Source organism: Enterocloster citroniae, from assembly GCF_040545455.1.
In the GTDB taxonomy this organism is placed as follows: Bacteria; Bacillota; Clostridia; order Lachnospirales; family Lachnospiraceae; genus Enterocloster; species Enterocloster citroniae.
In genome coordinates, this window is the sequence record NZ_JBEPLZ010000008.1 from 18,496 (window position 1) to 44,688 (window position 26,193).

Consider the following 26,193-nt stretch of genomic DNA (forward strand, 5'->3'; position numbering starts at 1 on the left):
AGATTTTCGGAAAGCAAAAAGAGACCGTCTGCAACAACGGCCTCCTTAAATGCCATATTTCCCAGCGCATGTCCAAATATGCTAGGTCCGGACACACCCTAATCCTTACAGGAAATCCCTGATTCGTTTGCTTCTCACCGGATTGCGCAGTTTTCTGAGAGCCTTTGCCTCAATCTGACGGATACGCTCCCTGGTAACGTTGAATTCCTTTCCAACTTCCTCCAGGGTACGGGGATGTCCGTCCTCCAGACCAAATCTGAGGACAATGACCTGGCGCTCCCTCTCCTTCAGATCACCCAGCAATGCATCGATATGTTCACGCAGCATAACGGATTCCACATTGCCTTCCGGTGTCACCACATTATTATCTGCCACGAAATCGCCTAAGTTGGAGTCATCCTCCTCGCCGATGGGTGTCTCCAATGAAGCCGGTTCCCTTGCGATCTGCATAATCTCCATGACCTTGTCCTCCGTCATGTCCAAAGCCTCTGCCAGCTCTGTCACAGACGGCTCATATCCCAGCTCCAATGTAAGCTTCCTCTGCATCTTAGACATCTTGTTAATGGTCTCAACCATATGCACCGGTACGCGGATGGTCCTCGCCTGATCTGCCAGAGCCCTTGTAACCGACTGGCGGATCCACCATGTTGCATATGTACTTAGTTTATAACCCTTTGTATAGTCAAACTTCTCCACGCCTTTGATCAGTCCCAGATTGCCTTCCTGTACCAGATCCAGGAAACTCATCCCTCTTCCGGTATAGCGCTTGGCAATGCTGACCACAAGACGGAGATTGGCCTCGATCAGCCTTTCTTTGGCATAGTCATCGCCATCAGCTTTGCGCTGGGCCAGATTCAACTCTTCGTCTGCCGTAAGAAGGGGCACGGTGCCAATTTCTTTGAGATACATGCGGACAGGGTCCTCTGTGCCGATCCCCTCCAACAGGTCCACTGCATCCAGGTCGATTTCTTCCTCTTCTGCATCTTTAATGAAGCTGTCATCGTCTAAATCCAGGTCTAAATCAATGTCATCAAGCAGAACAGTGTCCTCGGTAAGCATCGCTTCGTCCAGTACGGGAACAACGTCAATATTACGGTTCTCCAGGTAACTGTAAATTTGGTCCATCTGTTCCGGTGACAGGTTATCCCCGGTAAAAAAATCATTAATCTCCCCTGCATCCAGCGTGTTATGCTTGGATTTTGCATGTTCGACCAGCTTTTCCAGCTTCTTTAAAAAATCGTCCTTTTCCACTGATAAACGTCCTTTCGCTTAAAGGTAAATGTGGAAACTCCCACAACTTATCATTATATACCATTGAATACTGTATTTCAACATATTTCGACAAAATATTTTATTTTTTTAGAAGAATCTGTATTCGTTCCTTTAAATTTCCAATATTTACCTCTGTTCTGGTTCCGCCGTACTCACCGTCCAGGACCCAGTCCACTCCCCATTCCGATGTCATTCGGATGGATGAGGTCTTAAATTTATACACATATTCGTTGGGTTCTTCCTTGAGAAACATATAGGATACAATGTTGCTCAAATCCACAGGCGTTCTGGGCATACGGATCAACAGCACCTCGAACAGCCCGTCATTTAAGGCCACGGACTGGTTCACCAGTCCCTTGAAACCGCCCACGCTTCTGGTATTGGTCACCATGCCAAAGGCAAAATCCTCTTCCAGCACCTGATCCTCCCATTCCACCTTCATGCGGTATGGCTTCAGGCCTGCCAAACTCTTTACGCCCTCGATCATATAGGCCTGATGGCCCAGCAGGTTTTTCCTGTCCTGGGATGTGAGATAAGACACTTCCGTAAATGCCCCAAAGGCGGCAATATACATAAAATACCTGTCATGGCAAAAGGTGCCGATGTCAACGGCAAAGGGCTTGCCCTCCATAATATCCGAGGCCGCCTGGGGCATCCTCTTAGGTATCTCCAGGCTGGAGGCAAAGTCATTGGTGGATCCGGCCGGAATGTATCCCAAAAGAGGCAGCTTCTTAAGCTTCATCATGCCGGACACGGTCTCATTCAGGGTACCGTCCCCGCCGCTGCACACCACCAGGTCCACACGGTTACCGTATCGGTGCACCACTTCCACGGCATCGCTCTGCTTCTGGGTCACATGGACACGGATCTCATAACCCGCCCTGGTGAAAATGTCCAGTATTTCCATGAGATGACCCTTGATCTGCTCCTTGCCTGAACGGGGATTAAATACAAACAGCATTTTCTTCATCCTGCATTCCTCCCTTTCAGTGTAACCAATTTTAACAAACTTATCCAATCAAAGAAGTATATGCCTGAAATGCATTGGGCAGAGCATATTTTTCCTCCACTTCCTTCCTGGAAACCATGAACCAATCCCCGGCCCGGTCCTGTTTCTGGACAGATGCCGGCTCCTGGGCCAATGCCGGCTCCCGGGCCAATGCCGGCTCACGGGCCAATGCCGGCTCACGGGCCAATGCCGGATCACGGACAGCTTCCGGCCCCTCGGCAAAATCCCAGCCTGCGCCGTCCTCCTTCTGCCTCAGGACCACCCGGTATCCGCTCATATGCCATTCCACATGGGAAAATACATGCTTGGCCGATGGCAGAGGGATCAGCTGCTCCACTGCCTCAGGCTCCAGACCCAGAACCTCCGGGACCTCCTCCGATCCCGGATACCCCAGCACATTGGGGAGTTCATAGAGAGCTGCCAGAAGGCCTTTTGGCGGTCTCTTATGGATGGCTACCTTGTCTTGATATTCTATGATGAAAACGGTCCTCTTCTCGATTTTCCTCGCCTTTGCAGGCGATTTATAGGGAATTTCCTTCCACCAGCCATTCTTTTTTGTGAGGCAGACAGAAGCCAGGGGACACTCGCTGCATTTGGGCTCTCCTCCCGGTATACACACCAGGGCGCCGATCTCTATGAGCCCCTGGTTGTAGTGACTGGCTTCATCTGCGGGCATCACGGCTTTAAGTTCCTGTTCCATCCCGGTCTTCACAGAGGCCTTCTTTATATCCTCCCGGTCCCCCAGGATCCGTGAGATAACCCTGAGCACATTGCCGTCCACGGCAGGAAGCGGCTGGTTAAAGGCAATGGAAGCAATGGCTCCTGCCGTATAGCTCCCGATCCCGGGCAGCCGGATCAGATCCTCAAAGGATGCAGGAAGGCAGCCGCCGTATTCCTCCATTACCATCTTGGCCGCTGCCTTTAAATTCCTGGCCCGGTTATAATATCCCAGGCCTTCCCACATCTTCATAAGATGATCATCCTCTGTCTCTGCAAGATCCCTCACAGAAGGAAACGCTTCCATAAACCGTTCAAAATACGGCTTCACCGCCTCAACCCTGGTTTGCTGCAGCATGATCTCCGATATCCAGACCCGGTAAGGCTGGGGATCATCCCTCCAGGGCAGGGAACGGGCCCTGGAGCCGTACCAGGCCAGCAGGGGCCGTTCCATGGCACGAAGCCGCTCCTGCCGGTCAAGCGGCGTATCTTCCGGTTCCAGCACCTGGAGACGGTCATAAAAATGTCCTGAATCATACATATCCATAAATACCTCTCACCGACACTTCCCCGGATATGACGGAAGCCACCGTGCCGTCCTTTTTCTTTACCAGCAGGCTTCCTTCATTGTCAATTCCCAGAGCGGTCCCCTCATACTGGCCTTTGGGGTCAAGCACCATCACTTCCCTGTTGGTATTGGCCAGCTCCCTGTTATACTCTTCCTTTAATATCGACATGTCACAGGTTTCCAGGAAAATGTCATAATATTCCTCAAATGCTTCCGCCACGGCGCTGATGACGGGGCTCCGCCTGATGTTCTCCCCCTTTTCCAGCTTAAGGGAGGTTGCTGTTTCGGCCAGTTCACCGGGGAACTCATCAATGTTTACATTGATCCCGATCCCTGTGATCACATACCGGATGCACTCATCCTCCGTGCTCATCTCCGTCAGGATCCCGCAGATCTTCTTTCCCTCCAGCACCGCGTCATTGGGCCATTTGATCATGGCATTCAGACCCGTGGAGGATCTGACCCCTTTTACCACCGCCATCCCGGCAATCAGTGTAAGCATGGATGCATGCAGGGGGGAGATGGCCGGCCGGAGGACCACGCTCATCCATATGCCCACGCCCTTGGGAGAGGTCCACAGCCTGCCCCTTCGGCCTTTGCCCGCCCACTGGCTGTCCGCCACCACCAGGGTGCCGTGGATTGCTCCCTCCTCAGCCAGTTTTCTGGCCCTGGTGTTGGTGGAATCCGTTTCATCAAAATATTCCAGCCTGCCCCCAATCCATTTGCTGTGAAGCATGGACTGCAGTTCAGCCTGGGTGATCACGTCCGCGTTCTCCACCAGGTGATACCCCCGGTTGCGGACAGCTTCAATTTTGTAACCTTCTTCTTTTAGTTCATTCATGGCCTTCCACACAGCTGTGCGGGAGACCCCCATCTTATCACACAGCTGCTGGCCGGAAAGATATCCATCCGCGGCCCTCAGCATGCTTAAAATCTCTGACTTCATGTTCACCTCTATGTCCAAATGCTGATGGCGCTTAAGACACCGAGAACACCGAGGCCCACGGCCAGTACCAGCTGCAGGATTCCCAGGCGGAACTTTTTCTTATCCCTGCCCCAGGTCTTGCATTCAAATATACCGCTTACCGCATTTAATAAAGCTGCCAGCAAAAACACCAGAGGAAAAAGCATGTGATTTCCCTCCGGGTTAATGAATGACAGCACGGCCAGAATTACAATTGCAATTCCCAGTATCAGGTGGGCCATGTCCAGGAATACCCCGGCATGGCGCTCACCCCTTCCTCTTTGCCCATGCATATGTGCTATTCTCCTAACGTTGCCAACATTACCGCCTTGATGGTATGCATCCTGTTCTCAGCCTCGTCAAAGACAACGGACTGGCTGGATTCAAATACCTCATCTGTCACTTCCAGTTCCGATACGTTAAAGCGTGTGCCCATCTCATGGCCGATCTTGGTCTTCAGGTCATGGAAGGATGGCAGGCAGTGAAGGAAGATGGACCGGGGGCCTGCGTGATCCATCACGGCCTTTGTCACCTTGTAAGGTGTCAGGTCCTTAATACGCTCTTCCCATACCTCGTCCGGCTCTCCCATGGAAACCCACACGTCCGTATCAATTACATCTGCTCCCCTGGTCGCAGTATCTACATCCTCTGTCAGGGTGATGGAACCGCCGCTTTCCTTTGCAAATGCCTCACATTCCGCCACAAGAGCCTTGTCAGGGAAATACTTGGCCGGTGCGCATGCCACAAAATGCATGCCCATCTTTGCACAGGCGATCATCAGGGAATTACCCATATTATAACGCGCATCGCCCATATACACAAGCTTTACACCCTTTAAATGTCCCAGATGTTCGCGGATTGTGAGAAGATCCGCCAGCATCTGTGTGGGATGGTCCTCATTGGTAAGGCCGTTCCACACAGGCACGCCTGCATATTTGGCCAGTTCCTCCACGATCTCCTGTCCGAATCCGCGGTACTCGATCCCCTCATACATCCTTCCCAGGACCCTTGCCGTGTCAGCGATGCTTTCCTTTTTGCCGATCTGGGAACCTGACGGGTCCAGATAAGTGGTGCCCATTCCCAGATCATGGGCAGCAACCTCGAACGCGCAGCGCGTTCTGGTGCTGGTCTTTTCAAAGATCAGAGCCACATTCTTACCCCGAAGACTGTCTGTCAGGATTCCATTCTTTTTCTTTTCCTTCAGTTCAGCCGACAGATCCAGTAAGTATGTAATCTCCTCTGGTGTATAATCTTTCAATGTCAAAAAATTCCTGCCCTTTAAATTCATACTGTCCTCCGTATCCACCACTGTGTATGGTTGTTTTTTATTAATATTTATGCATCTTTATGCATAATATACTACACCTGGCGTCCGCTGTCAAGAGTGGGAATCAAAGCTCTCAGCGCAGCTGCCCCGGCTTTCTTGTGTATGAGGTTCAGCATTTCATCCACTGTATAAATTTTAAACCGGCCGATCCGGTACTGTTTTGCCAGATCTTCCAAAAGGGACAGGTACAGGTCCTTGTAATCCCAGCCCTCCTTCATCCTCAATTCCTTTGCCAATTGGGGAAATATGGTTTCCGTATACTTCCGGTACCCCGGCATATCCTCCTCATCCCTTGTAAACTCAGGCTTCAGGTAGGAAAGGAGAACGTGGATCTCCGTCATCATCTTATCAAAATAATAGGTTTCCCCCTCCGGGGCATTGATATAATACACACGGCCCGCCAGGCCGTAAAGCATCCTCTTGCTGTCAAAATATCCCAGAAGCATATTCCTCCTGGCCCTTTTTCTGTCAAACTCCAGGATCCCGCCCAGGTCCTGCCTGGGCGCCACATGATAGATGGAGACATCTTCGGGAATTTCCAGCTTTTTCTCCGTATCAATCCCATACCCGTAAATACGCAGCACAATGATATCCTTATATCCCTTGTCGATGAGCACATCCACAGGCACATTGTTGATGCCTCCGCCGTCCATATAATACTTTCCGCCCAGCTTTTCCTGGCGGAAACCGATTAAATATGCACTGGCCATAAGCATGTCGCTGATCGTGCCCTCCGGCGCTTCCTTTACATTGGCTATCAGAGGCTGACGGTCGGACAGGGAGTAGGTCACCACATAGAGCTCCCTGTCCGAACTCCTGATCTTCTCCTCATCCACCACGTCATCGATCAGTCCCTTCAGGGGTGCAATGTCAAAGCCGCCGTCCTTTAAAAGGCGCTTTGCCCCTGATATAAGCTCCCCCACATTAAGGGATGTGAGGCTGGAAAGATTTCGGATACTGAATTTCTTCAACTGGTCCATCAGCTGGTCATCCACATCCATTACCCTGGAATAGCTGATGTTTTCCCATATGTGCTCTGCCTTTTGAAAATCATCCATACAGATAAGGGCGCCGTTGAGAGCGCCCACTGAGGTGCCTGCGGCTCCCCTTATCTTTACCCCGGCCTCCCGGAGGGCGCGCCAGGCGCCCACCTGGTATGCTCCTTTGGCTCCTCCGCCTTCCAGAACAATGCCGTATTCCCTGTCCAGATCCAACTGAAGCTTAATTCTGACCACCTGCCCTTCTATGTCTGCCGGCCATATGCCGATTGAATAAAAATGCAGCAGGCCGTATGAGTATCAATGTGAGAAATGATACCGCCACAAAGCCAGCCAGCTGCGCTTCCATGGAAGCGCCTGTCAATGCAATGATAAAAGCCCCGGCTGCCCCGGCCGCAAACCACAGAGATGTCAGGCAGCGAAACGCCAGTTCCATCCCCAGAAATACCAGAAATGATACAAGCCATCCGATTGATGCCATGCTTTGTCCTCCTTCCTGTGGGCGTATTCTGTTTGGCCGGTTCAGGCACCGGTGTCCCTTGGCAAAAAGCGATCCGAAACAGCCGGTTCAGCCATTCCTGCGCTGTCTTGCCACCTCAAACATGAGCACGGAAGCCGCAACCGCCGCGTTCAGGGATTCCACCTCCCCTGCCATAGGGATCTTGATATAGCAGTCGGCCAAATCTGCTGTCTCCGCTTTCAGACCGCCGGCCTCATTTCCAATTAAAAAGCCCACACTGTCAGTATAATCTTCCTGGTCATAATTATTCATGCCCTTTAAGTGGGCTGCAAATAGTCTAACTCCCTGGCCCTTCATTCTCCCGCACGCTGCCTTAAGGTCATCCACATACACAAATGGCATCCTGTAAATGGATCCCATGGTGGAACGGATCACCTTTGGATTGTAGATATCCGCCGTCTCCCTGTTCATCACAATACCGGTGATTCCGGCTCCCTCCGAGGCCCTGATAATGGTTCCCAGGTTTCCAGGATCCTGAAGGGTTTCCAGGATCATAATAGCCAACCTCTTTCCTGATCCCGCTGATCCCGGTCCCTTAAGAATATCATCCAGGGTATACTTTTTCTGCCTGGCAACTGCCAGAACGCCCTGAGGCGTCTGCGTGTCCGCCATTACCCCCATCACAATATCAGTCACTGTCTCATATGAATATGCCGACAGCCACGTTTTATTTTCCCGGTTCGCTGCAAAACCCTCGGTTACAAACATGCTGTCCACATCTCCCGGCGGGAGTTCCCTGCACATACGCAGTCCTTCCACCACGTACACGCCTTCTTCCCTTCGGGCTTTGGCCCTGGTCCTTAAATTCACCACACGTTTTACCTGCTTATTGGACGTACTGTTAATCATCTGTCAACTTCTCCTTATCAGTGAATCTTCTCCAGTTCCTCCATCCACAGCCGGCTGCAGGCATCGCTGGGCATACGCAGATCTCCTCTGGGGGATACTGCCACCGATCCCACCTTAGGACCGTCCGGCAGGCAGGAGCGCTTAAACTGCTGGCTGAAGAACCTGCGGTAAAATACCTTCATCCACTTTAATATGGTCTCCCTGTCATACTGTCCCTTAAAAGCCTGAAGGGCCATCCGGTAAATCTTGGCCGGTGCATAACCGTACCGAAGGATATAATAAAGATAGAAGTCATGAAGCTCATAAGGCCCCACCAGGTCCTCTGTTTTCTGTGAAATCTGTCCGTCCTCAGGCGGCAGAAGCTCCGGACTTACCGGAGTGTCCAGCACATCCATGAGCACCTCTGACAGTTCCTGCTCATTACAGGTATCCGCATAATAGCGCACCAGATGACGCACCAAAGTTTTAGGCACCGAGGCATTGACCCCGTACATGGACATATGGTCGCCGTTGTAGGTGGCCCATCCCAGGGCCAGCTCCGACATGTCCCCTGTTCCGATCACAAGTCCGCCCACCTGGTTGGCAATATCCATCAGGACCTGGGTCCTCTCCCTGGCCTGGCTGTTCTCATATGTTACATCATGATTGTCCATATCCTGCCCGATATCGGTAAAATGCTGGCTCACGGCCTGCCGTATATTGATCTCCTTCAGTTCAGCCCCCACCTTTGCAGCCATGGTGCATGCATTATGATAAGTTCTGTCCGTGGTTCCAAAACAGGGCATGGTGACACAGTGGATATTGCTCCTGGGGATCTTAAGGGAATCAAATGCCCTGACAGTCACAAGTAATGCCAGAGTAGAGTCCAGTCCCCCTGAAAGCCCCACCACCGCGTGCTGGCATCCTGTATGCTCCAGACGCTTTTTCAGCCCCATAGCCTGGATGGACAGGATCTCCTCGCAGCGGCGGCTGCGCTGTCTCTCATCATGAGGCACAAAGGGAGCCGGGTCAACAAAACGCAGGATATCCTTGCCTGTGCCGGACAGTCCGTATGCCTGGGCAGCCTGAGCGCTGCGGTCATCGCCGTCCTTTAAGGACAGTTCAAAATCCACGATCATATAGCTGCCCTCTTTCCTGGCATCATCCGGTGACGGGAATGTGGTCATGCGCCTGCGCTCACTGCAGAGCCGTTCCACATCCAGGTCCGCACAGATACTCTCATTGATAAAACGCCGGGATTCCACCAGGCAGTTTCCATTCTCCGCAATGATGTTCTGTCCTCCGAACACCAGATCCTGGGTGGATTCCCCCTCCCCGGCATTGGCATATACGTAACCGCATACCAGCCTTGCGGACTGGCTGCAGATCAGCTCATGGCGGTACACATCCTTGCCCGTTGTCTCATCACTGGCTGAGCAGTTGACTATGACCGTTGCCCCTGCCAGGCAATGCCGTATACTGGGCGGACAGGGTACCCATACATCCTCACAGATTTCCGCACCCACAGTAAACCCCTTCATATTGGTGCACCTGAACAGCAGATTCATGCCCATGGGCACCGGCCTGTCCTCCCATGGGACAAAAACAGGGGTTTCATTGCCCGGACAAAAATGGCGGGCCTCGTAAAATTCAGAGTAATTGGGAAGGCTCTTCTTGGGCACTAAGCCCTGAAGCCGTCCCCCCTGTATGACCGCAGCCACGTTATAAAGTTTCCCTTCCCGCTCCCAGGGCATACCAAGAAACACCAGGATATCCTTGTCCTTTGTGGCGCTGATGATGCGTCCCAGTTCTTTCCTTGCTCCTTCTAACAGCGAGGACTGGAAAAACAGGTCGCTGCAGGTGTATGCAGTGAGACACAGTTCAGGGAATACCATAAGCTTCACGCCTCTGCTGTATCCCTGATGGATCAGATCAATTATCTGCTGCGCATTATATTCCGGGTCAGCCACCCTGATCTTCGGTGTGACTGCCGCTACCCTTATGAATCCATCTCTCATATTACGGCCTCCATAACTTATTACGTACCTAGTTCTTCATGTGTGTACTTAGTTCTTTGCGTCATAGCATGGTACTTTGTCTACCTGGACATTATATCATAAAAGTTTTCCGCATGACACCCCCAATCATACACGCGTCCTGTACATGATCCCATACACATTCTGTTTACATTTGCACGAAACTGATGTACAATCGTTGAAAACAAAAAAATTCGCACAGGAGTAATCATAAAATGATCAATGAATTTTCCAGAACAGAAATGCTCATAGGTTCCCAGGGTATCATGTCCCTGAAAGCTGCCACCGTAGTTGTATTCGGCGTGGGGGGCGTGGGTTCCCATGCCATTGAGGCCCTGGCCAGATGCGGTGTGGGCAGGCTGGTACTGGTTGACAATGATACCGTATCCCTGACCAACGTCAACAGGCAGAGTATTGCAATGCACAGCACCATTGGACGGCCGAAAACACAGGTCATGAAAGAAAAGATTGCCGACTTAAGTCCGGATACCCGGGTGATCACCAGTGAGCAGTTCGTGCTTCCCCAGAACCTGGATACTCTTTTTGAAACAATAAAAAGCCAGATGGAACCATCTGACCGTGTGTCCTATATTCTGGATGCAATTGACACAGTGACCGCCAAACTGGCACTGGTCTCCTATGCCCAGGAGAACGGGATCCCCATCATCTCCTCCATGGGCACCGGCAATAAGCTGCATCCTGAGCTGTTCAGCATATCCGACATTTCACAAACCTCCGTATGCCCCCTGTGCCGGGTCATGCGCAAGGAACTGAAAGCCAGGAATATCAGCCATCTCAAGGTTTGCTGGTCTCCCGAGCCTCCCCTCACCCCAGGTCCGGCTGAGGAGGACACAGGAAACCGCCGGGCGACACCGGGCAGCATCTCCTTTGTCCCCCCGGTGGCGGGGCTTCTCATCGCAGGTCAGATCGTCAGGGATATCTGCGGCCTGGACTGAGCCGGCCCATGGCAGGCCCGGCATCTTTATTCCAACGGCGCCCTGTAAAACCGTCCCACAAACTGCTGTGTCTTCAGCACATTGATGATCACATGCTCATCCGCTTCCTGCATCACATGGACCGCGTCATTTACCTCGTAGGCTGATATGACTGTGTTGAGCAGATACATCTTCTTTTTGCTGTAGCCACCCATGGCCTCCACGCAGGACATACCATGCCTGAAACGGCTGATATATGCCTCCACCACCTCCGGCCCTTTGATGGTGGTAACCTGAAGTGTCACCAGCTCATACCTGTGATGGAAGGCGGAGATCATCCTTGTGGAAATGAACTGGAAGATAATGGAGTAGCCGGCATACTTCCATCCGAATATGGAGCCGTAAAAACAGTACATGATGGCATTGCCGAAAAACACATAGCTCCAGATAGACTGTCCGGTGCGGTTGGAAACAAAAAGGGCGATAAAATCAGTGCCTCCGCTGGAGGCATTTCCCCTTAGGGCAATGACAATGGCACTTCCAAAAATGACCCCGCCGAATATCACGTTCAGTACTTCATCTGTAAATATGGGCGTAAAGCTGAATATCTGCAGGAATACACTGCTTAAAAATACCTGCGCCAGGGAAAACACGGTAAAGCGAACGCTGATCCCCTTACAGCACATAAAAGCCACGGGAATATTCATCAAAAGCATGGTTATCTGCATGGGAATAGTAAGCCCCCACAGGCCTCCCAGGCGCTCGATCAGCATGGCGATTCCGGTAAATCCGCCGGAAATAATGCCTGCGGACCGGACAAACACCTGCAAAGCATATGCCTGGACCAGCGCAGAGAGGATAACCGCGGCCAGTGTGATCCCCAGCCTGACGCGTCTGTCCTTTTTCCATTTATTAACGAAGGCGGAAATACGCCTGAGACTTTTCATAATTCCTCCTGCTGCCCTAAACTGCTACATTATATGACATAATTATCTTTCATATTCTTCCGCCACTGGACCAGATCCTCCAGTGTATACCGGTCCACCACTCCCTTGATAGCTTCATCCAGCTCCCTCCACAATCTGAGGGTTACACAGTCCAGCTGCCTTGTGCACGGATTATCCTCACCGCTTAAGCAGTCCACCGGCGCAAGGCTTCCCTCTGTAACCCTGAGTATCATGCCCACCGTGTATTCCGCCGCGGGCTTTGAAAGGTAATATCCGCCCTGGTTTCCCCGGATACTGCGCACATAACCGGCCCTGGACAGGATGGATATGATCTGTTCCAGATACTTACCGGAAATACCCTGGCGGTTTGCAATATCCTTTATCTTTACCGGTTCCCCATCCCCATGGACCGCCAGGTCCACCATGGTGCGCAGGGCATAGCGCCCTTTTGTCGAAACTAACATATATCTTCACGTCCTTTTGGTTTAGTATTTGTAGTTGATGTATAAAATATCCACATATGATTATCATACTATTCCTGTAGGAAATATGTCAATAGAAACTTATGGGCCTCATGTATAGATACTGTGGATTCAGGAAAACTAAAAGGTGTTTGAAACAGATAGATAAACGGCTTAAACGAAGAATATGAGAACAGAATGGAGGATTCACATGAAAGCGGAGATTAAAACAGAACCTGTATTCCTTACTGATAAGAACCATATTGTGGTGCTGGAAGCTCTTTGCGGCGCTCCGGGCGCTGCTCTGCCCGATACCTGCAAGCCCTTTGAGGTGCTGGAACCGGGTATGACCGAGGGTGCAAGCGAAAAACATCTCCCTCTGGTGGAAACAGACGGGCTTCACGTCACAGTTAAGGTGGGCGAGATCTTCCACCCCATGGGCGAAGATCACAGCATTGGGTGGGTATGCCTGACAACAAAAGCCGGATGTACCATGCGTGTCTGCCTGAACTCTGACTGCGAGCCCGTGGCACACTTTACCCTGGAACAGGGAGATTCCCCGGTGGCAGCCTATGCATACTGCAACCTTCACGGTCTTTGGAAGACAAACATCTGATGTAGGCACAAGCTAAAAGATACATGTGTTTAACCTTATGGTACTCTCAGTGGACAAGGTCGCCATTTTTTAAATAAAAAAAGGGAGCTGCCCTTCCCCCACAGAAGGCAGCTCTCAGTCACGATCAAAACCGTCACACTATTAGTTTATTTGGCATCCCCATACCAAACAAAAACCCGTAAGGCACTCCTTTGTGCTTCTTACATGGACACTATAACACCGTTCCCATGATTTGTCAATCTTTTTTGTGCACATTAACATAATCCATTCCCTTCCAAAGGCATTTTTATATAAAATTCTTCCAGCTGTCCCCCTGCCAACGACATATGTATTCATGTATAATCACACCTCTTTGGTACATACTAACATTATGTATTTTTTTCATCTGAAGTCGCGCAGAAAGGAAGAAACAATGGAATTTTCCCAAAATTTAAAAGACAATATTACCTACCTTCATGAAAAGCTGAATGTTCAGACGAATTTTGATGTGGTATACCGTGTGATTCACATCGGCGGACGGGAGGCCTGCCTGTATTTTATAGATGGCTTCACCAAGGATGATTCCCTGTTAAAGATACTGCAGGCATTTTCCACCATCAAGCCCGAGTCCATGCCGGAAGATGCACATGCATTTTCCAAACAATACCTGCCCTATGGAGAGATCGGACTTCTGACCAATGATACAGACATGATCACCCAGCTTTTGTCCGGTGTCTCATGCCTTTTTATTGACGGTTATGACAAATGCCTTACCATCGACTGCCGCACCTACCCTTCCCGAGGGGTGAGTGAGCCTGAAAAGGATAAGGTCCTGAGGGGGTCCAGGGACGGATTTGTGGAGACACTGATCTTTAACACCGCCCTGATCCGGAGGCGGATCCGTGACCCCAAGCTGACCATGGAAATCATGAGTACGGGTGAAAGCTCCCACACCGACATCGCCATCTGTTATATGGAAAACAGGGTGGATAAACAGCTCCTGGCCAAGATTAAGGAACGGATTAAAAACCTGAAGGTAGATGCCCTGACCATGAACCAAGAAAGTTTGGCCGAGTGTCTTTTTCCCTATAAATGGTTTAACCCGTTTCCAAAATTCAAATTTTCGGAACGGCCGGACACGGCTGCTGCCTCTGTGCTGGAAGGCAACGTCATCATCCTGGTGGACAATTCCCCTTCAGCCATGATCCTTCCATCCTCCGTGTTCGACATCATAGAGGAAGCGGACGATTACTATTTTCCGCCCATCACAGGCACCTACCTGCGGCTTTCCAGAATGACCATCTCCATCCTCTCCCTGATGCTGACGCCCACATGGCTTCTGCTGATGCAGAATCCCGGATATATTCCGGATTGGCTGGCCTTTATCCGGGTATCGGATCCACTGAACGTGCCCCTGATATGGCAGCTGCTCATACTGGAATTTGCCATAGACGGACTGCGCCTGGCTGCTGTGAACACCCCCAGCATGCTGACCACCCCTCTCAGTGTGATCGCCGGTATCGTACTGGGTGAGTATGCGGTAAAATCAGGCTGGTTCAACAGTGAAACCATGCTCTACATGGCCTTTGTGACCATTGCCAACTATTCCCAGGCCAGCTTTGAACTGGGTTACGCCATGAAGTTCATGCGTATCATCATACTAATCCTGACCTCAATTATCAATATCTGGGGGTATGCCATCGGCACCATACTGACCATATGCGCCATTGTATTTAACAGGACCATTGCAGGAAAGAGTTATATCTATCCCCTGATCCCATTCAGCCTCAGCGAGCTGAAAAAGCGGTTCCTCAGAGGACGGCTTCCCCACACAGAAAAGTAACTGTCTCCAACATACACGTGTAAAAGCAGCAAAATGCTCCTCCCCGGGCGCCTGGCACAATCCAGGTGCACACTCCGGGAAGGAGCATTTTCAGTGCATGGCACTCTCAGTTTACAGATAGTACAGGGGACAGATCATACAAAATCCTCGCGCATGGGAGTAAAGATATCCAAAAGGATCCCCGCCTCCAGGCAGACGCAGCCATGTTCCACCCCATCCATCTTAAGCATGGTATCACCGGCCTTCACGATCCTCTTCTCACCCTCTATATTAAACTCAAACTCACCGCTTACCACATATGTGATCTGAGTGTGGGGATGATGGTGCAGGCTGCCCACCGCGCCTTTTTCAAATGTATTCTCAACACACATCAGGTCTTTGCTGTAAGCCAAAACCCTTCTCACAACTCCCTCTCCTGCCTTAACGGCCTCTGTATCCCCGTGGAATACCCATCTCTCATCCAACATGATCCTGCACTCCTTTTTTATGATTTCATATTCATATAAGTTATTTTATCTATCGTTTTCCCTATCAAACAATACGGTCAGCACTCTGCAAATCCCACGCTTTTCAGGAACTTTCCAAATGCCTCACGTCCCTTGGTATCGCATTTGTAAACACCTGCATCCTCCAGAACTCTGGCAAACACGTGCCCCACTTCCTCCTGAAGGATGTCCTGCACATTCTCAGATGTGACCGCAATACCTTTTTCCTCATATTTAGGAAGGAACTCCTCCACCCAATCCCCGTGTTTTTCCAGGGTTCCATTGCTGCGGATATCTCTTCCTTCTATTATATACTGTCCCAGCTCAGCCAGCTCTGTCTTCAGCCTGGAAGGAAGTACCGCCAAACCCATGACCTCGATCAGGCCGATGTTTTCCTTCTTAATATGGTGCAGTTCCTGATGGGGATGGTATACACCCAGGGGGAACTCATCCGTAGTGATGTTATTGCGCAGCACCAGATCCAGTTCATACATATCCTGGACCTTTCTGGCAATGGGCGTAATGGTGTTGTGGGGCTCACCGTCTGTCTGGGCAAAGACGAATGCGTCTTCATCCGTGTATGCCCTCCACGCCTGAAGGACCCGGTCCCCCAGCTCAATGAGCCGGTCAGCATCCTTGGCACGCAGCCTCAGCACGGACATGGGCCAGAACACGATCCCCGCCTCCACATCCTCAAACCCTTTTAATGTAAAATGCTTCTCTATGGCAGCCCTTGCCATGGCAAAGGTGTAATGTCCGCCCTGGAAATGGTCGTGGCTTAAAATGGAGCCGCCCACAATGGGAAGATCCGCATTGGAGCCAAGAAAATAGTGGGGAAACTGCTTAATAAAATCAAACAGCTTCCTAAAGGCAGCCCGGTCGATCTTCATGGGGATATGCTGTCCGTTGAATACAATACAATGCTCATTATAATACACATAAGGGGAGTACTGGAATCCCCACTGGCTGTCATTGATGGTGACTGGTATGATCCTGTGGTTATTCCTGGCCGGATGGTTGGTGCGGCCCGCATATCCCACATTCTCCATACACAGCTGGCACTTTGGATAGCCGCTCTGTTTGGCAAGCTTGGCAGCTGCAATGGCCTTGGGATCCTTCTCCGGCTTGGACAGGTTAACGGTGATATCCAGCGTACCGTACCGGGTCTTTGTTGTCCATTTCATATCCTTTACAATGCGGTAACGGCGTATGTAATCCGAATCCTGGCTCAGCTTATAGTACCAGTTGGTGGCCTCCTCCGGGGATACCTTATAATGGTCCCAAAATTCCCGGACCACCTCACTGGGTCTTGGCATCAGGCAGTTCATCAGCTTTGTATCAAATAAGTCCCTGTATACAATGCTGTCATCCTCCAGTGCGCCGGTCTCATGGGCATGATCCATCAGGGCTTTCAGAATATCCTCCAGACTGCCTGCCGCTGCATCCTCCGTGGGTTCCTGGTATTCATCCATCTTCATTACATCCAGGATCTGGTTCCTGGCGTAGACAGCGTCCACCTCACTTATCAGCCCTGTATCCAGGCCATACTGTACCAGTCCCTTAATTGCTTCATAAACCATAACAGCACCCTCCATTTTTTATTCCTATTTATTATATCCCTTGCACAAATCCATGACAATGGCATTTTCTTAGCATTTATATCAAATTTCTCTGATGACACGGCTGATCCGCTGCACAACCATCCCCCCCAGCAGTCCAATCAGGGCGCCTGCCACAGTCCCTGCTGCCAGAAGCACCGGAAGGTATGAGAACACGCCAAAGGTGTGGACCACAAAGGCAGCCATCAAAAACTGCCCGATGTTGTGGGCCACTCCCCCCAGTATGCTGACTCCCACCATGCCAAACAGGCGGAATTTCCTGCACACCGCCATCACGGTCAGGCTGAACGCAGCTCCGGCCAGACTAAAAAGGATGGCGGAGGCAGGCCCGAAGGTAAACCCCGACAAAAAGATCCGCACCACATTCACTGCAATGGCTGCTTTTACTCCCATACAGTACAGGGTTATCATGGTGACCAGGTTGGCCAGTCCCAGCTTTACCCCGGGCGCCCCCAGATAAACCGGTATCAGGGACTCCACATACCCCAGCACAAACGCCAGGGCAATCAAAAGTCCGAACAGCGCTGTCCTTTTTGTGGATACTGCCTGTCCCCTCCTTGTTGTTTCCTTTTCCTTCCTGCTGATCATAAAACACCCCTGCCTGTCCTTTGTTTTCAAATATACTCAGTATAGCATGGATCCCATGTGAATTACAGAGGATTTTCCATCTGCTTCCCATACCACTCCTCAAATCCTTCCTCCGTCCTATCACCGGTGAACTCCTGATAATATCCCTTTAGATGGTCCTTAAATTCCTCCAGACTCTTCTGGCCCTCCAAATGGGGAGATGCCAGTTTCTCCCGTATCCTGCAGGCTGAGACAGCATACAGGATGGCGTTATTCAGATCATGTTCTGTATCCGCATAGGCAATTGCCAGATAGGACCTCTTTTACGCAAAAGCTCCGGCTTTTCCACCGGTCTGTCCTCCTGCCCCGCCCTCTGCTCCCGATCATCCATCCTCAAATCCCCCCTCCGCTGTACATGATTTTATTATACCATACTCTTTGGCTGATCGGTTATTTATTCTGTCCCTGTTAGTGATTCTAATGGTTTAAACTTACAGGTAAATTTTATTGTATAACATCTACAATTGTGATAAAATAAACAATGTGCCGATATCCCAATAAAACGGCAAAAAATAATGAATTTCCAGGAGAGTAATTATGAGCAGAAAAACAATGACGCCATCTGTAAAAAGCGCCATCGGCATTGCTGTCATGGCTGTTATGTCACTTGCTGTCATCGCAGTGTCAAACCCTCTATACCATGCAATGAAAGGCCCAATTACCACAAATCAGCCCGAAGTCCCACTCGCTGACGGAACTTACGTCTACGAAGTCCCGGAACCGGACTCCAAGGGCTATAAAGACCGTACCACCATCACGGTGTCCAATGGTATTATCGTGTCCTGTGTCTGGGATTCCTTTGATGCCGAGGGCAATGGCAAACAAAAACTGAGCATGGACGGCCAGTATGTCATGACCGACAATGGTCCCACCTGGAAAGCCCAGGCTGATTCAGTTGGAAAATATGTGATCGAACACCAGAAAGTAGAGGGCCTTGCCAACCAGGAGGGTTATGCCACTGACGCCATTTCCACAGTCAGCATTAATGTATATCCCTTTATCAACGGAGTGGAGGAATGCCTGAAACAGGCAGCAGAATAATGAAACTATCAGGTAAACGTGATCTTATATTGGCCGCAGCCATCCTGCTGATCGCCGCGGCCCTATTTGGATTTAATTATATTTCCCACAAAAAACCGGCCGTTACCGCGCAGATCACCGTGGACGGCAAGGTAGTGGAAATCCTTGATCTAAGCAGGGACACGGAACTTACCGTCACGGGCGCCAACAAAGGGACAAACCATCTCATTGTCAGGGACGGCGAGATCTGGTGCAGTGAAGCCAGCTGCCCCGATAAGGTCTGTGTGCACCAGGGCAAAAAGCACTTAAGCAGCGACACCATTGTATGCCTGCCCAATAAAATGATCGTAACCATCACAGGGGACGAGTGAGACCAGAAATTCCCGGATCAGCGCCGCGCTCTTACGGCAGCGCATACCAGAAGGAGGTCTTACCGTCCTTTTTTGCACGTTCACGCAGTTCCCTGCGCTGGCCTTCTGTCAGTTGATTGGCCACAGCATATAAGTATTCCATGCGGTCATCCTCATACGCCCTTAGTGCGATCGCTTCTGCCTGCTCTGAAGTCAGCCCCACACATGACAAATAGAAGATTTCCATATTGTTTCCATTATAGGCATCCATGGCATACTCTCCCAAAATGGAATGGGGAAGTTCACCGGCGGCTATGGAGAAGAACTCCGCCTTATTATCCTGCGCAGCCCTCTTTGCAACAGCCGCTATCACATCCCGGGAAATCTGTGCATCATTTCCCAAGGTTGAAGCAAAATACTCCACCCGGTCATCTGCATAAGACTGTTCTATGATGGATTCACATGTCTCCCTGCCGGCGCTTTTTAAAACCGCCATGTAATACGTGATATTGTCAGCCTTGTAAAACTTCTGTGCCAGCTGGTCCGCCGTTTCCCCAAAGGGCCCGTCTACTCCCAGAACCACCACTTCACCGGGCTTCATATCCCCCGTGTCCTTGGTATCCCTCAAAGCTGCCCTGATCGCATTCACCACAGGGGCATGGTCTGCGTAGGAGGCTGCTTTCTGAACAAAGCAGACCGTCTTTCCATCTATCTGGCGGACCGTATCATACTTGGATGCGTCCACATTCCATGCCAGCCCCATAATATAGCCTTCCTTCCACACCAGCATTGAATGGAACCTTGTCTGGCCCGGGCGCCGTATGATATCTTCGCTGTTCCAGCTTATTTTGTCTTCTGAGGGATCTGTTTTTTGGCTTTCTTCCACTGTCCCTGCAAGTTTTAAAAGTCTTTTTTCTTCCATTAAGCCGGAATTTAAGGTAACAGATCTTGCAGCAGCCCATATGCCGGCCGGCCGTATGCGATCCGCAGATCCCCCGCCAGCAGCCATGTTCTGTCCGGCAGGTGCAAACCCGCACAAGATCCCTCCGCCTGCAAGTATGGCTGTCAGTGCCAGGGATGCATACAGATGTCTTTTTCTCCTTTTTGATCGATCCATGATATCCCCCAGCCTTTCCTTCATCCATTTTGCGTTTTCACCCAGGGACAGGGTCATTACAGGCCTGTCTGCCGTCCCGGCATACATCATGCTCCGGCCTAAGGTGTCCAGCAGCACGCTTCCGTAAATGCGCCGCTGCCCATCCCCCAGAACCCGGACCACCGCCTCATCACAGGCCAGTTCACATGCCCGGGCCGTCTCCCGGCGCAGTACATACACCATGGGATTAAACCAGTGGATACACACTGCCAGTTCAACTGCCCATTTATAGAGGGCATCCCTCTGGCGCACATGTCTGAGTTCGTGAAGGAATACATAATATGCCTGATCCTCCGGAAAATCCGCCGGGATCACCACCAACGGGTGCATGATCCCCACTGCCATGGGAGACGGCAGCCCCCGGCCGGCAAGCAGCTTAGGCTTGTGATCCATTCCCAAATCACGGCATGCATGCTCAAATGCTTCCTTGAATCTGTCCGCCGGTTCCGCCTTCGCCCCAAGGTATCTCACGGCCCGTGAATACCCCAGTATTTTCCTGGCCAATGATCCGAGACCCACAATGATCCAAAGTGCAGCGAAAAGCAGCTGATAGCCCATGACCGGTCCTGCTGTGATCGCTGCGCCTCCGGTTCCATTCCATGCCGGGATTACCGCAGTGCCGTTTCCACCGGCTTGTACCGCGTCCCCTCCCGTTTCACCTAAAGGATCCTCCCCGTAATGGTTCCAAATCTCACTGCCGCCAGCCGTCTCCTGCCCTTCACCCCAGGGCGCGCTTATCTCTTTTAAGTTAACGGACGGTTCAAACACCTGCCTCATAAGATTCACAGGTCCGGCCACGGGCAGCATAAAACGCAGAACCGCCAAAAACCACACGTAATACTGCCACCTGCGGCCCAGCTGTTTTCCAAAAATCCTGGTGGCTGCCAGAAGGATAAGCGTCAGCAGGGCTCCCGAAAGGGACAGTGACAGAACTGCTTTTATCCATGGATTCATGTTCCCTCTCCCTCCTTTTCCCAGAATGCCTTCAGCTCATCATAGTCCTCTTTTGTCAGGTAATCCTGCTTTACAAGGGCAGAGATCAGATGCCTGGTATCTCCGCCAAACACCCGCTCCACCAGAATACACGCCTGCTTCTGTTGATATTCCTCCCTTGTAACCCGGGCAGTATATTCGTTGAGCCTGCCCCGCTTACATACGGTGATCATCCCCCGCTCAGCCAGCCGTGAAAGCAGGGTCAACACCGTATTCGGCTTCCATTCCCTTCCCCTGTCCTCCAGTTCCTCGCTCAGTTCACCGAACATGATGGTTCCGCCCTTATCCCATATGACCTGCATAACCTCCAACTGTGTATCCGGCAGTGATGTTCCCTTTTCCATAACCCCAGCTCCTTTCACCTACAATTTGTAGGTACTAATCTCAGTGTACACCTACTTTTTGTAGGTGTCAAGGATAATCTGGCTTTTACAAAAGAAGACAACTGAGCCAGCACAGGCTTTATGTTTCCAATACCTGGTCTGCTCAGCTGTCTCCTTTGATCCTCTCATCCCCAAGGGGCTTTCCTCAACAGGGTTCCGACACATAACCATCAGAACTTCCTGGAAGTCCCAACTCCTGCCAGAGCCTTTTTAATAGCTTCAAAACTCATACCGCCCACAGAATTAATGGTGGCAACCACAGCGCCCTCCACCAGAGGACAGTCTACCATTTCCACCTTTTTGCCTTCATAGGTTTCTATTACCATTTCCGTTGTCATCACAGCACTTCCCATGTCCATCAGCACCAGAACACCGTCATCTGAATAGACGGATTCAATGGCTGCCTGGATCTTCTCAAAGCTGGTGCCGAATCCTCCATCGTCCATGCCTCCCGCCTGGGCGATCTTCGCGCTTGGGGCCATGATGGATGTCAGTTCCACCACACTCTTGGCCAGATTCTCACTGTGGGACACGATCACAAAACCTACCATATATCAACCTGCTCCTTTCAAAGGGATATTATTTTGTTCCAACTACTCCCCGGCTACTTATACCAGGCACACGCCATGACCCGCATGGCATAATCTATCCATCTGTGCGCCTTAAGCAGTCCGCCTCATCATCCAACAAGCCGGGCAATGGTCTCCAGCATATAGGAATAGGAGGTTGCACCTGGATCCTGATGTCCCAGCCCACGTTCGCCCACATAACTTGCCCGTCCCTTGGTGGCAACCAGATCCTTGGTGTGCTCAGCGCCGGTCCAGGCTGCTCTCACACCCTCCCCCAGCACTTCCGCCGTACTTTTTCCTTCACCGGCAGCCGTCTCCATAGCTGTAAGGGACGGTACCATGGCATCCAGCATGGTGGCTTCCTCCACCGTGGCATGGCCTCTTTGCATCACACCCTCCACTGCCGCCTTCATCATAGCCAGAAAATCAGTTATATCCATCTCATTCTTCCCGGCCAGAACCATTCCTGCCTTCATATAGGCTGTTCCGTATAAAGGCCCCGAAGCTCCGCCCACTGTGGAGACAAGCGTCATTCCCACCATCTTTAAAATGGTGCCGATATCCTTGCCCTCCAGGGAATCCAGTTTGCCTTCCACCGCCCCAAAACCGCGCGCCAGGTTAATCCCATGGTCGCTGTCGCCGATCGGCTGGTCCAGCTCTGTAAGATATTCCTTTTCTTCTTCCATCTTAAGACCAATTGCCCTGATGATCTCTAAAACTTTGCTGCTGTCTGCCATGATATTCCACCTCTCTGTTTATTTCAAACCGCATAGCCGTTCCAATCCAAACCCTTCAGCTGCGGCAATTTACAAACATGCTTTAAAATCCCCGCCCATAACAGGCGGGGATATACGATATCTCTATCTCCATGCCGGTGTGTCTGCCGGTGCGTCCAACAGCTCCTTTAATTCATTGTCCAGACGCAGAAGGGAAATGGAAAAGCCCTGCATCTCAATGGAGGTCATATACTCTCCCACCATTGTCTTATAGACTTTGATCCCTTTTTCAGCCAGCACATCCGCTACCCTGTTATTAATGATAAACAGCTCCATGAGAGGAGTGGCTCCTGCGCCATTGATCATCACCGCAACCTCAGAACCCGCATAATCCAGATCAGCCAGGATCTGAGCCAGCAGCAGATCCACTGTCTCATCCGCCGTTTTCATCGTCTCCCGGTGGGTTCCCGGCTCACCGTGTATGCCAATGCCCACCTCCATCTCATCCTCTGCCAGTTCAAATCCCGGCTTGCCTGCTGCCGGAACAGTACAGGGACCGGCAGCCGCGCCCATGGTCCTTACATTGTCGATCACCTTCTGGGCAACTGCCCGGACCTCATCCAGGGTTCCGCCTGCCTCAGCCAGGGCTCCTGCAATCTTATGTACGAAAATGGTTCCGGCCACCCCTCTGCGCCCTATGGTGTAAAGACTATCCTTTACCGCAACATCATCATTTGTAACCACATGTTTTACCGTGATGCCTTCCATCTCGGCCATCTCAGCAGCCATCTCAAAGTTCATCACATCCCCTGTGTAGTTCTTTACCACCATCAGCACGCCTGCGTCAGTGGCAACCGCCTTGATGCCTTCGTAGATCTGATCCGGTGTAGGTGATGTGAACACCGCTCCTGCTACGGCCCCATCCAGCATTCCGGTTCCCACAAATCCGCCGTGCGCCGGCTCATGGCCGCTGCCTCCGCCGCTGATCAGTGCAACCCTGCCCTCCTTTTTATGAGCGCGCACCACAACGTTGCCGCAATCCAGCTTTCTCAGATACTGCGGATACGCCTTAACCATGCCCTGGATCATCTGTTCCTCTACCAGCCCTACGTCATTAATAAATTTCTTCATATTGCGAAAACCCCCTTTTGTTATTTTCAGTCCGGCAAATACCCTTGCAAACACTCATACTACTGCACAAAGCAGGGGCTCCCCCCGGAGCCTCTGCCTGTTGTCCCTGTTCCCGTACCTATTCGCCTAAACAGTTCATGTCGTTAAGGCCGCATGTCTTGTCCTCATCATCACCAACGCAGTTCATGTCATTGAGGCCGCATGTCTTATCTTCCTCATCCGCAACACAGTTCATATCATTGAGACCGCATGTTTTATCCTCTTCTTCCGTCATGCCGTTCATATTGTTGATATCAAGCTGCTTTTTCTCCATGTAAAGTCCTCCTTTACTCAAGGCCGCCTATTACGGCTTATTCTCAGTTACTTCCCGGGAGCATGCCCGGATACGGACCATTCATAGGCACAAACCGCCCACAGGCACAAACCGCCCACGAAAAGGCCCTTCCTTAAACCACAGGAAGCCGGCATCCGCCTAAAGGGCGGCTGCCGACTGTCTGCTCACGCATCCCTGGTAGCTACAATGTCCACTCCCGTATCAGCCACATTGGCTACGATCACATCGCCAATATGCACAGGTGCCTTTACGGTTACTCCCTTTAACGCCTTCACGCACTGGAAGATCTTCTCCTTCGGTATATCCTCTTTTGTCTTAACGGAAACCCTTGCCACCTTTCCGCCCTCCACATCCACTGTGGATGTGACGATCCTGGTGGGATTGGTAACCTCCTTCCTGGCATATACCTCCCCACGCCTGCAGGTATGCCCTGTAATGCTGAGGATCTCTCCGCCTTCCAGTTCCACGGTCAGAGGACAGCCCATGGGACAGCCAATACAGATAAGTTCTCTCTTTTCCATGGTCTATGCCTCCTCTACCTTTATTGTAATGGTCTTAAGTTCCGGATGCAATAGTAATTTCTCTTTTTCCAGTTTAATCTCCTCCATCTCACCGGGAGCCATAACCGGACGTTTTCTGTGCATCACCTGTTCATCATCAAAATATACTCCGATATAGCAGTTCTTATAAACATTCCCCACACGGAACCTGACCACCTGGGTATTCTCCATGCGTTGTGGATTCACGGTACATGGCACGGTATAGCGCACGCCGTCCACGGCCTTAAGGTTAATTTCATGGCCCTGGCGGTCCATCTCTCCCTCCATCACATACCTGGCCGCATTCTTTCCCGCTGCCGCCGCTTCCTCGGACACAAAATCCACCAGATCATGGACATGGAGCACGTTGCCGCAGGCAAAAACGCCTTCCACACTGGTCTCCAGGCTCTCATTTACAATGGGACCGGACGTGACGCGGTTCATCTCCACCCCCATGGAACCGGAGAGTTCGTTCTCAGGGATCAGTCCCACTGACAGAAGCAGGGTGTCACAGTCGTAATCCTCCTCCGTTCCCGGAATAGGCTTCCCCTTTTCATCCACAGCTGCCAGGGTGATCCCCGTAAGTCTCTCCTTTCCCCGGATGTCGATCACCGTATGGCTCAGCTTCAGAGGGATGTCGTAGTCATTGAGACACTGTACGATATTACGCTTCAAGCCGCCGGAATAGGGCATCAGCTCTGCCACCACCTTGACCTTGGCTCCTTCTAAGGTCATGCGCCTTGCCATGATCAGACCAATGTCGCCGGATCCCAGGATCACCACCTCACGGCCGGGCATAAACCCTTCCATGTTCACCAGGCGCTGCGCCGTACCAGCTGAAAAAATGCCTGCAGGGCGGTAGCCCGGGATGTTCAGCGCACCCCTGGAGCGCTCCCTGCATCCCATGGCCAGGATTACGGCTTTGGCCCGGATCTCAAACAGCCCCTCTTCTCTGTTCATGGCTGTCACCACCTTGTCACGGCTGATATCCATGACCATGGTGTTTAATTTGTACTCGATCCCCCTGTCAAACACCTGTTCCTCATATCGGGCCGCATATTCCGGTCCTGTAAGCTCTTCCTTAAATGTGTGGAGGCCAAACCCATTGTGGATACACTGGTTTAAGATTCCCCCCAGTTCCCTGTCACGCTCCAGGATCAGGATGCTTTCAATTCCATGATCCCTGGCCGCTACAGCTGCAGCAAGACCCGCAGGACCGCCGCCGATTATAACAATATCGTATTCTTTCAT

At 51.3% G+C, this 26,193-nt stretch carries 29 protein-coding genes; 5 read left to right on the plus strand and 24 right to left on the minus strand.

Annotated features, from left to right (window positions below; genetic code table 11):
* Positions 1 to 105: 105 nt before the first annotated feature.
* The 10 genes from rpoD to ABID13_RS12555 form a co-directional block, all read right to left on the minus strand.
* Positions 106 to 1,251: an RNA polymerase sigma factor RpoD gene (rpoD, locus tag ABID13_RS12510; RefSeq protein WP_007870074.1), complete on the minus strand. Its 1,146-nt coding sequence runs from the start codon at positions 1,249 to 1,251 to the stop codon at positions 106 to 108.
* Between the two features lie 100 nt (positions 1,252 to 1,351).
* Positions 1,352 to 2,242, minus strand: coding sequence for a diacylglycerol/lipid kinase family protein (locus ABID13_RS12515; protein WP_007870077.1), 891 nt, complete (start codon positions 2,240 to 2,242; stop codon positions 1,352 to 1,354).
* Positions 2,243 to 2,282: 40 nt separating this feature from the next.
* Positions 2,283 to 3,545, minus strand: a complete 1,263-nt coding sequence (mutY, locus tag ABID13_RS12520) for an A/G-specific adenine glycosylase (RefSeq protein ID WP_048930734.1) — start codon at positions 3,543 to 3,545, stop codon at positions 2,283 to 2,285.
* Positions 3,532 to 4,512: a biotin--[acetyl-CoA-carboxylase] ligase gene (locus ABID13_RS12525; RefSeq protein ID WP_045093095.1), complete on the minus strand. Its 981-nt coding sequence runs from the start codon at positions 4,510 to 4,512 to the stop codon at positions 3,532 to 3,534. Before ABID13_RS12525 ends, mutY begins: the two co-directional genes overlap by 14 nt.
* Before the next feature lie 8 nt (positions 4,513 to 4,520).
* Positions 4,521 to 4,823 (minus strand): DUF6637 family protein, encoded by a 303-nt coding sequence (locus ABID13_RS12530; protein ID WP_007870086.1) that lies wholly within the window; start codon positions 4,821 to 4,823, stop codon positions 4,521 to 4,523.
* Between the two features lie 5 nt (positions 4,824 to 4,828).
* Positions 4,829 to 5,818: an ornithine carbamoyltransferase gene (argF, locus tag ABID13_RS12535; RefSeq protein ID WP_007870088.1), complete on the minus strand. Its 990-nt coding sequence runs from the start codon at positions 5,816 to 5,818 to the stop codon at positions 4,829 to 4,831.
* A 71-nt stretch (positions 5,819 to 5,889) separates the two neighbouring features.
* Positions 5,890 to 7,092, minus strand: a complete 1,203-nt coding sequence (locus ABID13_RS12540) for a patatin-like phospholipase family protein (RefSeq protein ID WP_007870090.1) — start codon at positions 7,090 to 7,092, stop codon at positions 5,890 to 5,892.
* The gene (locus tag ABID13_RS12545) at positions 7,079 to 7,336 is read right to left on the minus strand and encodes an NfeD family protein (RefSeq protein ID WP_048930735.1); all 258 of its coding nucleotides are present in this window, start codon (positions 7,334 to 7,336) and stop codon (positions 7,079 to 7,081) included. Before ABID13_RS12545 ends, ABID13_RS12540 begins: the two co-directional genes overlap by 14 nt.
* A gap of 87 nt (positions 7,337 to 7,423) precedes the next feature.
* The gene (locus ABID13_RS12550) at positions 7,424 to 8,224 is read right to left on the minus strand and encodes a TrmH family RNA methyltransferase (protein WP_048930736.1); all 801 of its coding nucleotides are present in this window, start codon (positions 8,222 to 8,224) and stop codon (positions 7,424 to 7,426) included.
* 17 nt (positions 8,225 to 8,241) lie between these two features.
* Positions 8,242 to 10,221 (minus strand): NAD(+) synthase, encoded by a 1,980-nt coding sequence (locus tag ABID13_RS12555; RefSeq protein WP_048930737.1) that lies wholly within the window; start codon positions 10,219 to 10,221, stop codon positions 8,242 to 8,244.
* Between the two features lie 233 nt (positions 10,222 to 10,454).
* Here ABID13_RS12555 and ABID13_RS12560 point away from each other — a divergent pair, with 233 nt between their 5' ends.
* On the plus strand, positions 10,455 to 11,195 hold the full coding sequence (locus ABID13_RS12560; protein WP_048930738.1) for a tRNA threonylcarbamoyladenosine dehydratase: 741 nt from the start codon (positions 10,455 to 10,457) through the stop codon (positions 11,193 to 11,195).
* 26 nt (positions 11,196 to 11,221) lie between these two features.
* Here the strand turns inward: ABID13_RS12560 and ABID13_RS12565 are convergent, their stop codons facing one another.
* Complete coding sequence (locus ABID13_RS12565) at positions 11,222 to 12,121, minus strand: YitT family protein (RefSeq protein WP_007870102.1); 900 nt, start codon at positions 12,119 to 12,121, stop codon at positions 11,222 to 11,224.
* A gap of 29 nt (positions 12,122 to 12,150) precedes the next feature.
* Positions 12,151 to 12,585, minus strand: coding sequence for an RrF2 family transcriptional regulator (locus ABID13_RS12570; protein ID WP_045093099.1), 435 nt, complete (start codon positions 12,583 to 12,585; stop codon positions 12,151 to 12,153).
* Positions 12,586 to 12,805: 220 nt separating this feature from the next.
* On the opposite strand from ABID13_RS12570, the gene ABID13_RS12575 reads away from it, so the two are divergent.
* Together ABID13_RS12575 and ABID13_RS12580 are read left to right on the plus strand one after the other, a co-directional pair.
* Positions 12,806 to 13,198 carry a desulfoferrodoxin family protein gene (locus tag ABID13_RS12575; protein WP_082082641.1) on the plus strand — a complete coding sequence of 131 codons (393 nt, stop codon included), beginning with the start codon at positions 12,806 to 12,808 and terminating at the stop codon, positions 13,196 to 13,198.
* Between the two features lie 412 nt (positions 13,199 to 13,610).
* Entirely contained in the window at positions 13,611 to 15,020 is a 1,410-nt protein-coding gene (locus ABID13_RS12580) for a spore germination protein (RefSeq protein WP_007870110.1), read from the plus strand.
* A gap of 134 nt (positions 15,021 to 15,154) precedes the next feature.
* Here ABID13_RS12580 and ABID13_RS12585 read toward each other — a convergent pair whose 3' ends face one another.
* The 4 genes from ABID13_RS12585 to ABID13_RS12600 form a co-directional block, all read right to left on the minus strand.
* Positions 15,155 to 15,487 carry a cupin domain-containing protein gene (locus ABID13_RS12585; RefSeq protein ID WP_007870113.1) on the minus strand — a complete coding sequence of 111 codons (333 nt, stop codon included), beginning with the start codon at positions 15,485 to 15,487 and terminating at the stop codon, positions 15,155 to 15,157.
* 77 nt (positions 15,488 to 15,564) lie between these two features.
* The gene (galT, locus tag ABID13_RS12590) at positions 15,565 to 17,085 is read right to left on the minus strand and encodes a UDP-glucose--hexose-1-phosphate uridylyltransferase (protein ID WP_045093100.1); all 1,521 of its coding nucleotides are present in this window, start codon (positions 17,083 to 17,085) and stop codon (positions 15,565 to 15,567) included.
* An 81-nt stretch (positions 17,086 to 17,166) separates the two neighbouring features.
* On the minus strand, positions 17,167 to 17,712 hold the full coding sequence (locus ABID13_RS12595; protein WP_007870121.1) for a Gx transporter family protein: 546 nt from the start codon (positions 17,710 to 17,712) through the stop codon (positions 17,167 to 17,169).
* A gap of 62 nt (positions 17,713 to 17,774) precedes the next feature.
* Positions 17,775 to 17,903, minus strand: a complete 129-nt coding sequence (locus ABID13_RS12600) for a hypothetical protein (RefSeq protein ID WP_276325547.1) — start codon at positions 17,901 to 17,903, stop codon at positions 17,775 to 17,777.
* 385 nt (positions 17,904 to 18,288) lie between these two features.
* Here ABID13_RS12600 and ABID13_RS12605 point away from each other — a divergent pair, with 385 nt between their 5' ends.
* Both ABID13_RS12605 and ABID13_RS12610 read left to right on the plus strand, forming a co-directional pair.
* Positions 18,289 to 18,792 carry a hypothetical protein gene (locus ABID13_RS12605; RefSeq protein ID WP_007870127.1) on the plus strand — a complete coding sequence of 168 codons (504 nt, stop codon included), beginning with the start codon at positions 18,289 to 18,291 and terminating at the stop codon, positions 18,790 to 18,792.
* Positions 18,792 to 19,142 (plus strand): NusG domain II-containing protein, encoded by a 351-nt coding sequence (locus ABID13_RS12610; RefSeq protein WP_048930739.1) that lies wholly within the window; start codon positions 18,792 to 18,794, stop codon positions 19,140 to 19,142. Before ABID13_RS12605 ends, ABID13_RS12610 begins: the two co-directional genes overlap by 1 nt.
* Positions 19,143 to 19,173: 31 nt before the next feature.
* On the opposite strand, the gene ABID13_RS12615 is transcribed toward ABID13_RS12610, so the two are convergent.
* The 8 genes from ABID13_RS12615 to ABID13_RS12650 form a co-directional block, all read right to left on the minus strand.
* The gene (locus ABID13_RS12615) at positions 19,174 to 21,231 is read right to left on the minus strand and encodes a M56 family metallopeptidase (RefSeq protein ID WP_048930740.1); all 2,058 of its coding nucleotides are present in this window, start codon (positions 21,229 to 21,231) and stop codon (positions 19,174 to 19,176) included.
* The gene (locus ABID13_RS12620) at positions 21,228 to 21,614 is read right to left on the minus strand and encodes a BlaI/MecI/CopY family transcriptional regulator (RefSeq protein ID WP_007870138.1); all 387 of its coding nucleotides are present in this window, start codon (positions 21,612 to 21,614) and stop codon (positions 21,228 to 21,230) included. Before ABID13_RS12620 ends, ABID13_RS12615 begins: the two co-directional genes overlap by 4 nt.
* Before the next feature lie 209 nt (positions 21,615 to 21,823).
* Positions 21,824 to 22,204: a dihydroxyacetone kinase phosphoryl donor subunit DhaM gene (gene dhaM, locus ABID13_RS12625; protein WP_007870141.1), complete on the minus strand. Its 381-nt coding sequence runs from the start codon at positions 22,202 to 22,204 to the stop codon at positions 21,824 to 21,826.
* Between the two features lie 128 nt (positions 22,205 to 22,332).
* Positions 22,333 to 22,959, minus strand: coding sequence for a dihydroxyacetone kinase subunit DhaL (dhaL, locus tag ABID13_RS12630; RefSeq protein WP_048930741.1), 627 nt, complete (start codon positions 22,957 to 22,959; stop codon positions 22,333 to 22,335).
* 123 nt (positions 22,960 to 23,082) lie between these two features.
* Positions 23,083 to 24,069 carry a dihydroxyacetone kinase subunit DhaK gene (dhaK, locus tag ABID13_RS12635; protein WP_048930742.1) on the minus strand — a complete coding sequence of 329 codons (987 nt, stop codon included), beginning with the start codon at positions 24,067 to 24,069 and terminating at the stop codon, positions 23,083 to 23,085.
* Positions 24,070 to 24,187: 118 nt separating this feature from the next.
* Positions 24,188 to 24,382, minus strand: a complete 195-nt coding sequence (locus tag ABID13_RS12640) for a hypothetical protein (protein WP_007870150.1) — start codon at positions 24,380 to 24,382, stop codon at positions 24,188 to 24,190.
* A gap of 185 nt (positions 24,383 to 24,567) precedes the next feature.
* Positions 24,568 to 24,924, minus strand: coding sequence for a DUF1667 domain-containing protein (locus tag ABID13_RS12645; protein ID WP_007870153.1), 357 nt, complete (start codon positions 24,922 to 24,924; stop codon positions 24,568 to 24,570).
* A 3-nt stretch (positions 24,925 to 24,927) separates the two neighbouring features.
* A complete protein-coding gene (locus ABID13_RS12650; protein WP_007870156.1) occupies positions 24,928 to 26,193 on the minus strand; it encodes an NAD(P)/FAD-dependent oxidoreductase in 1,266 nt (421 codons plus the stop codon).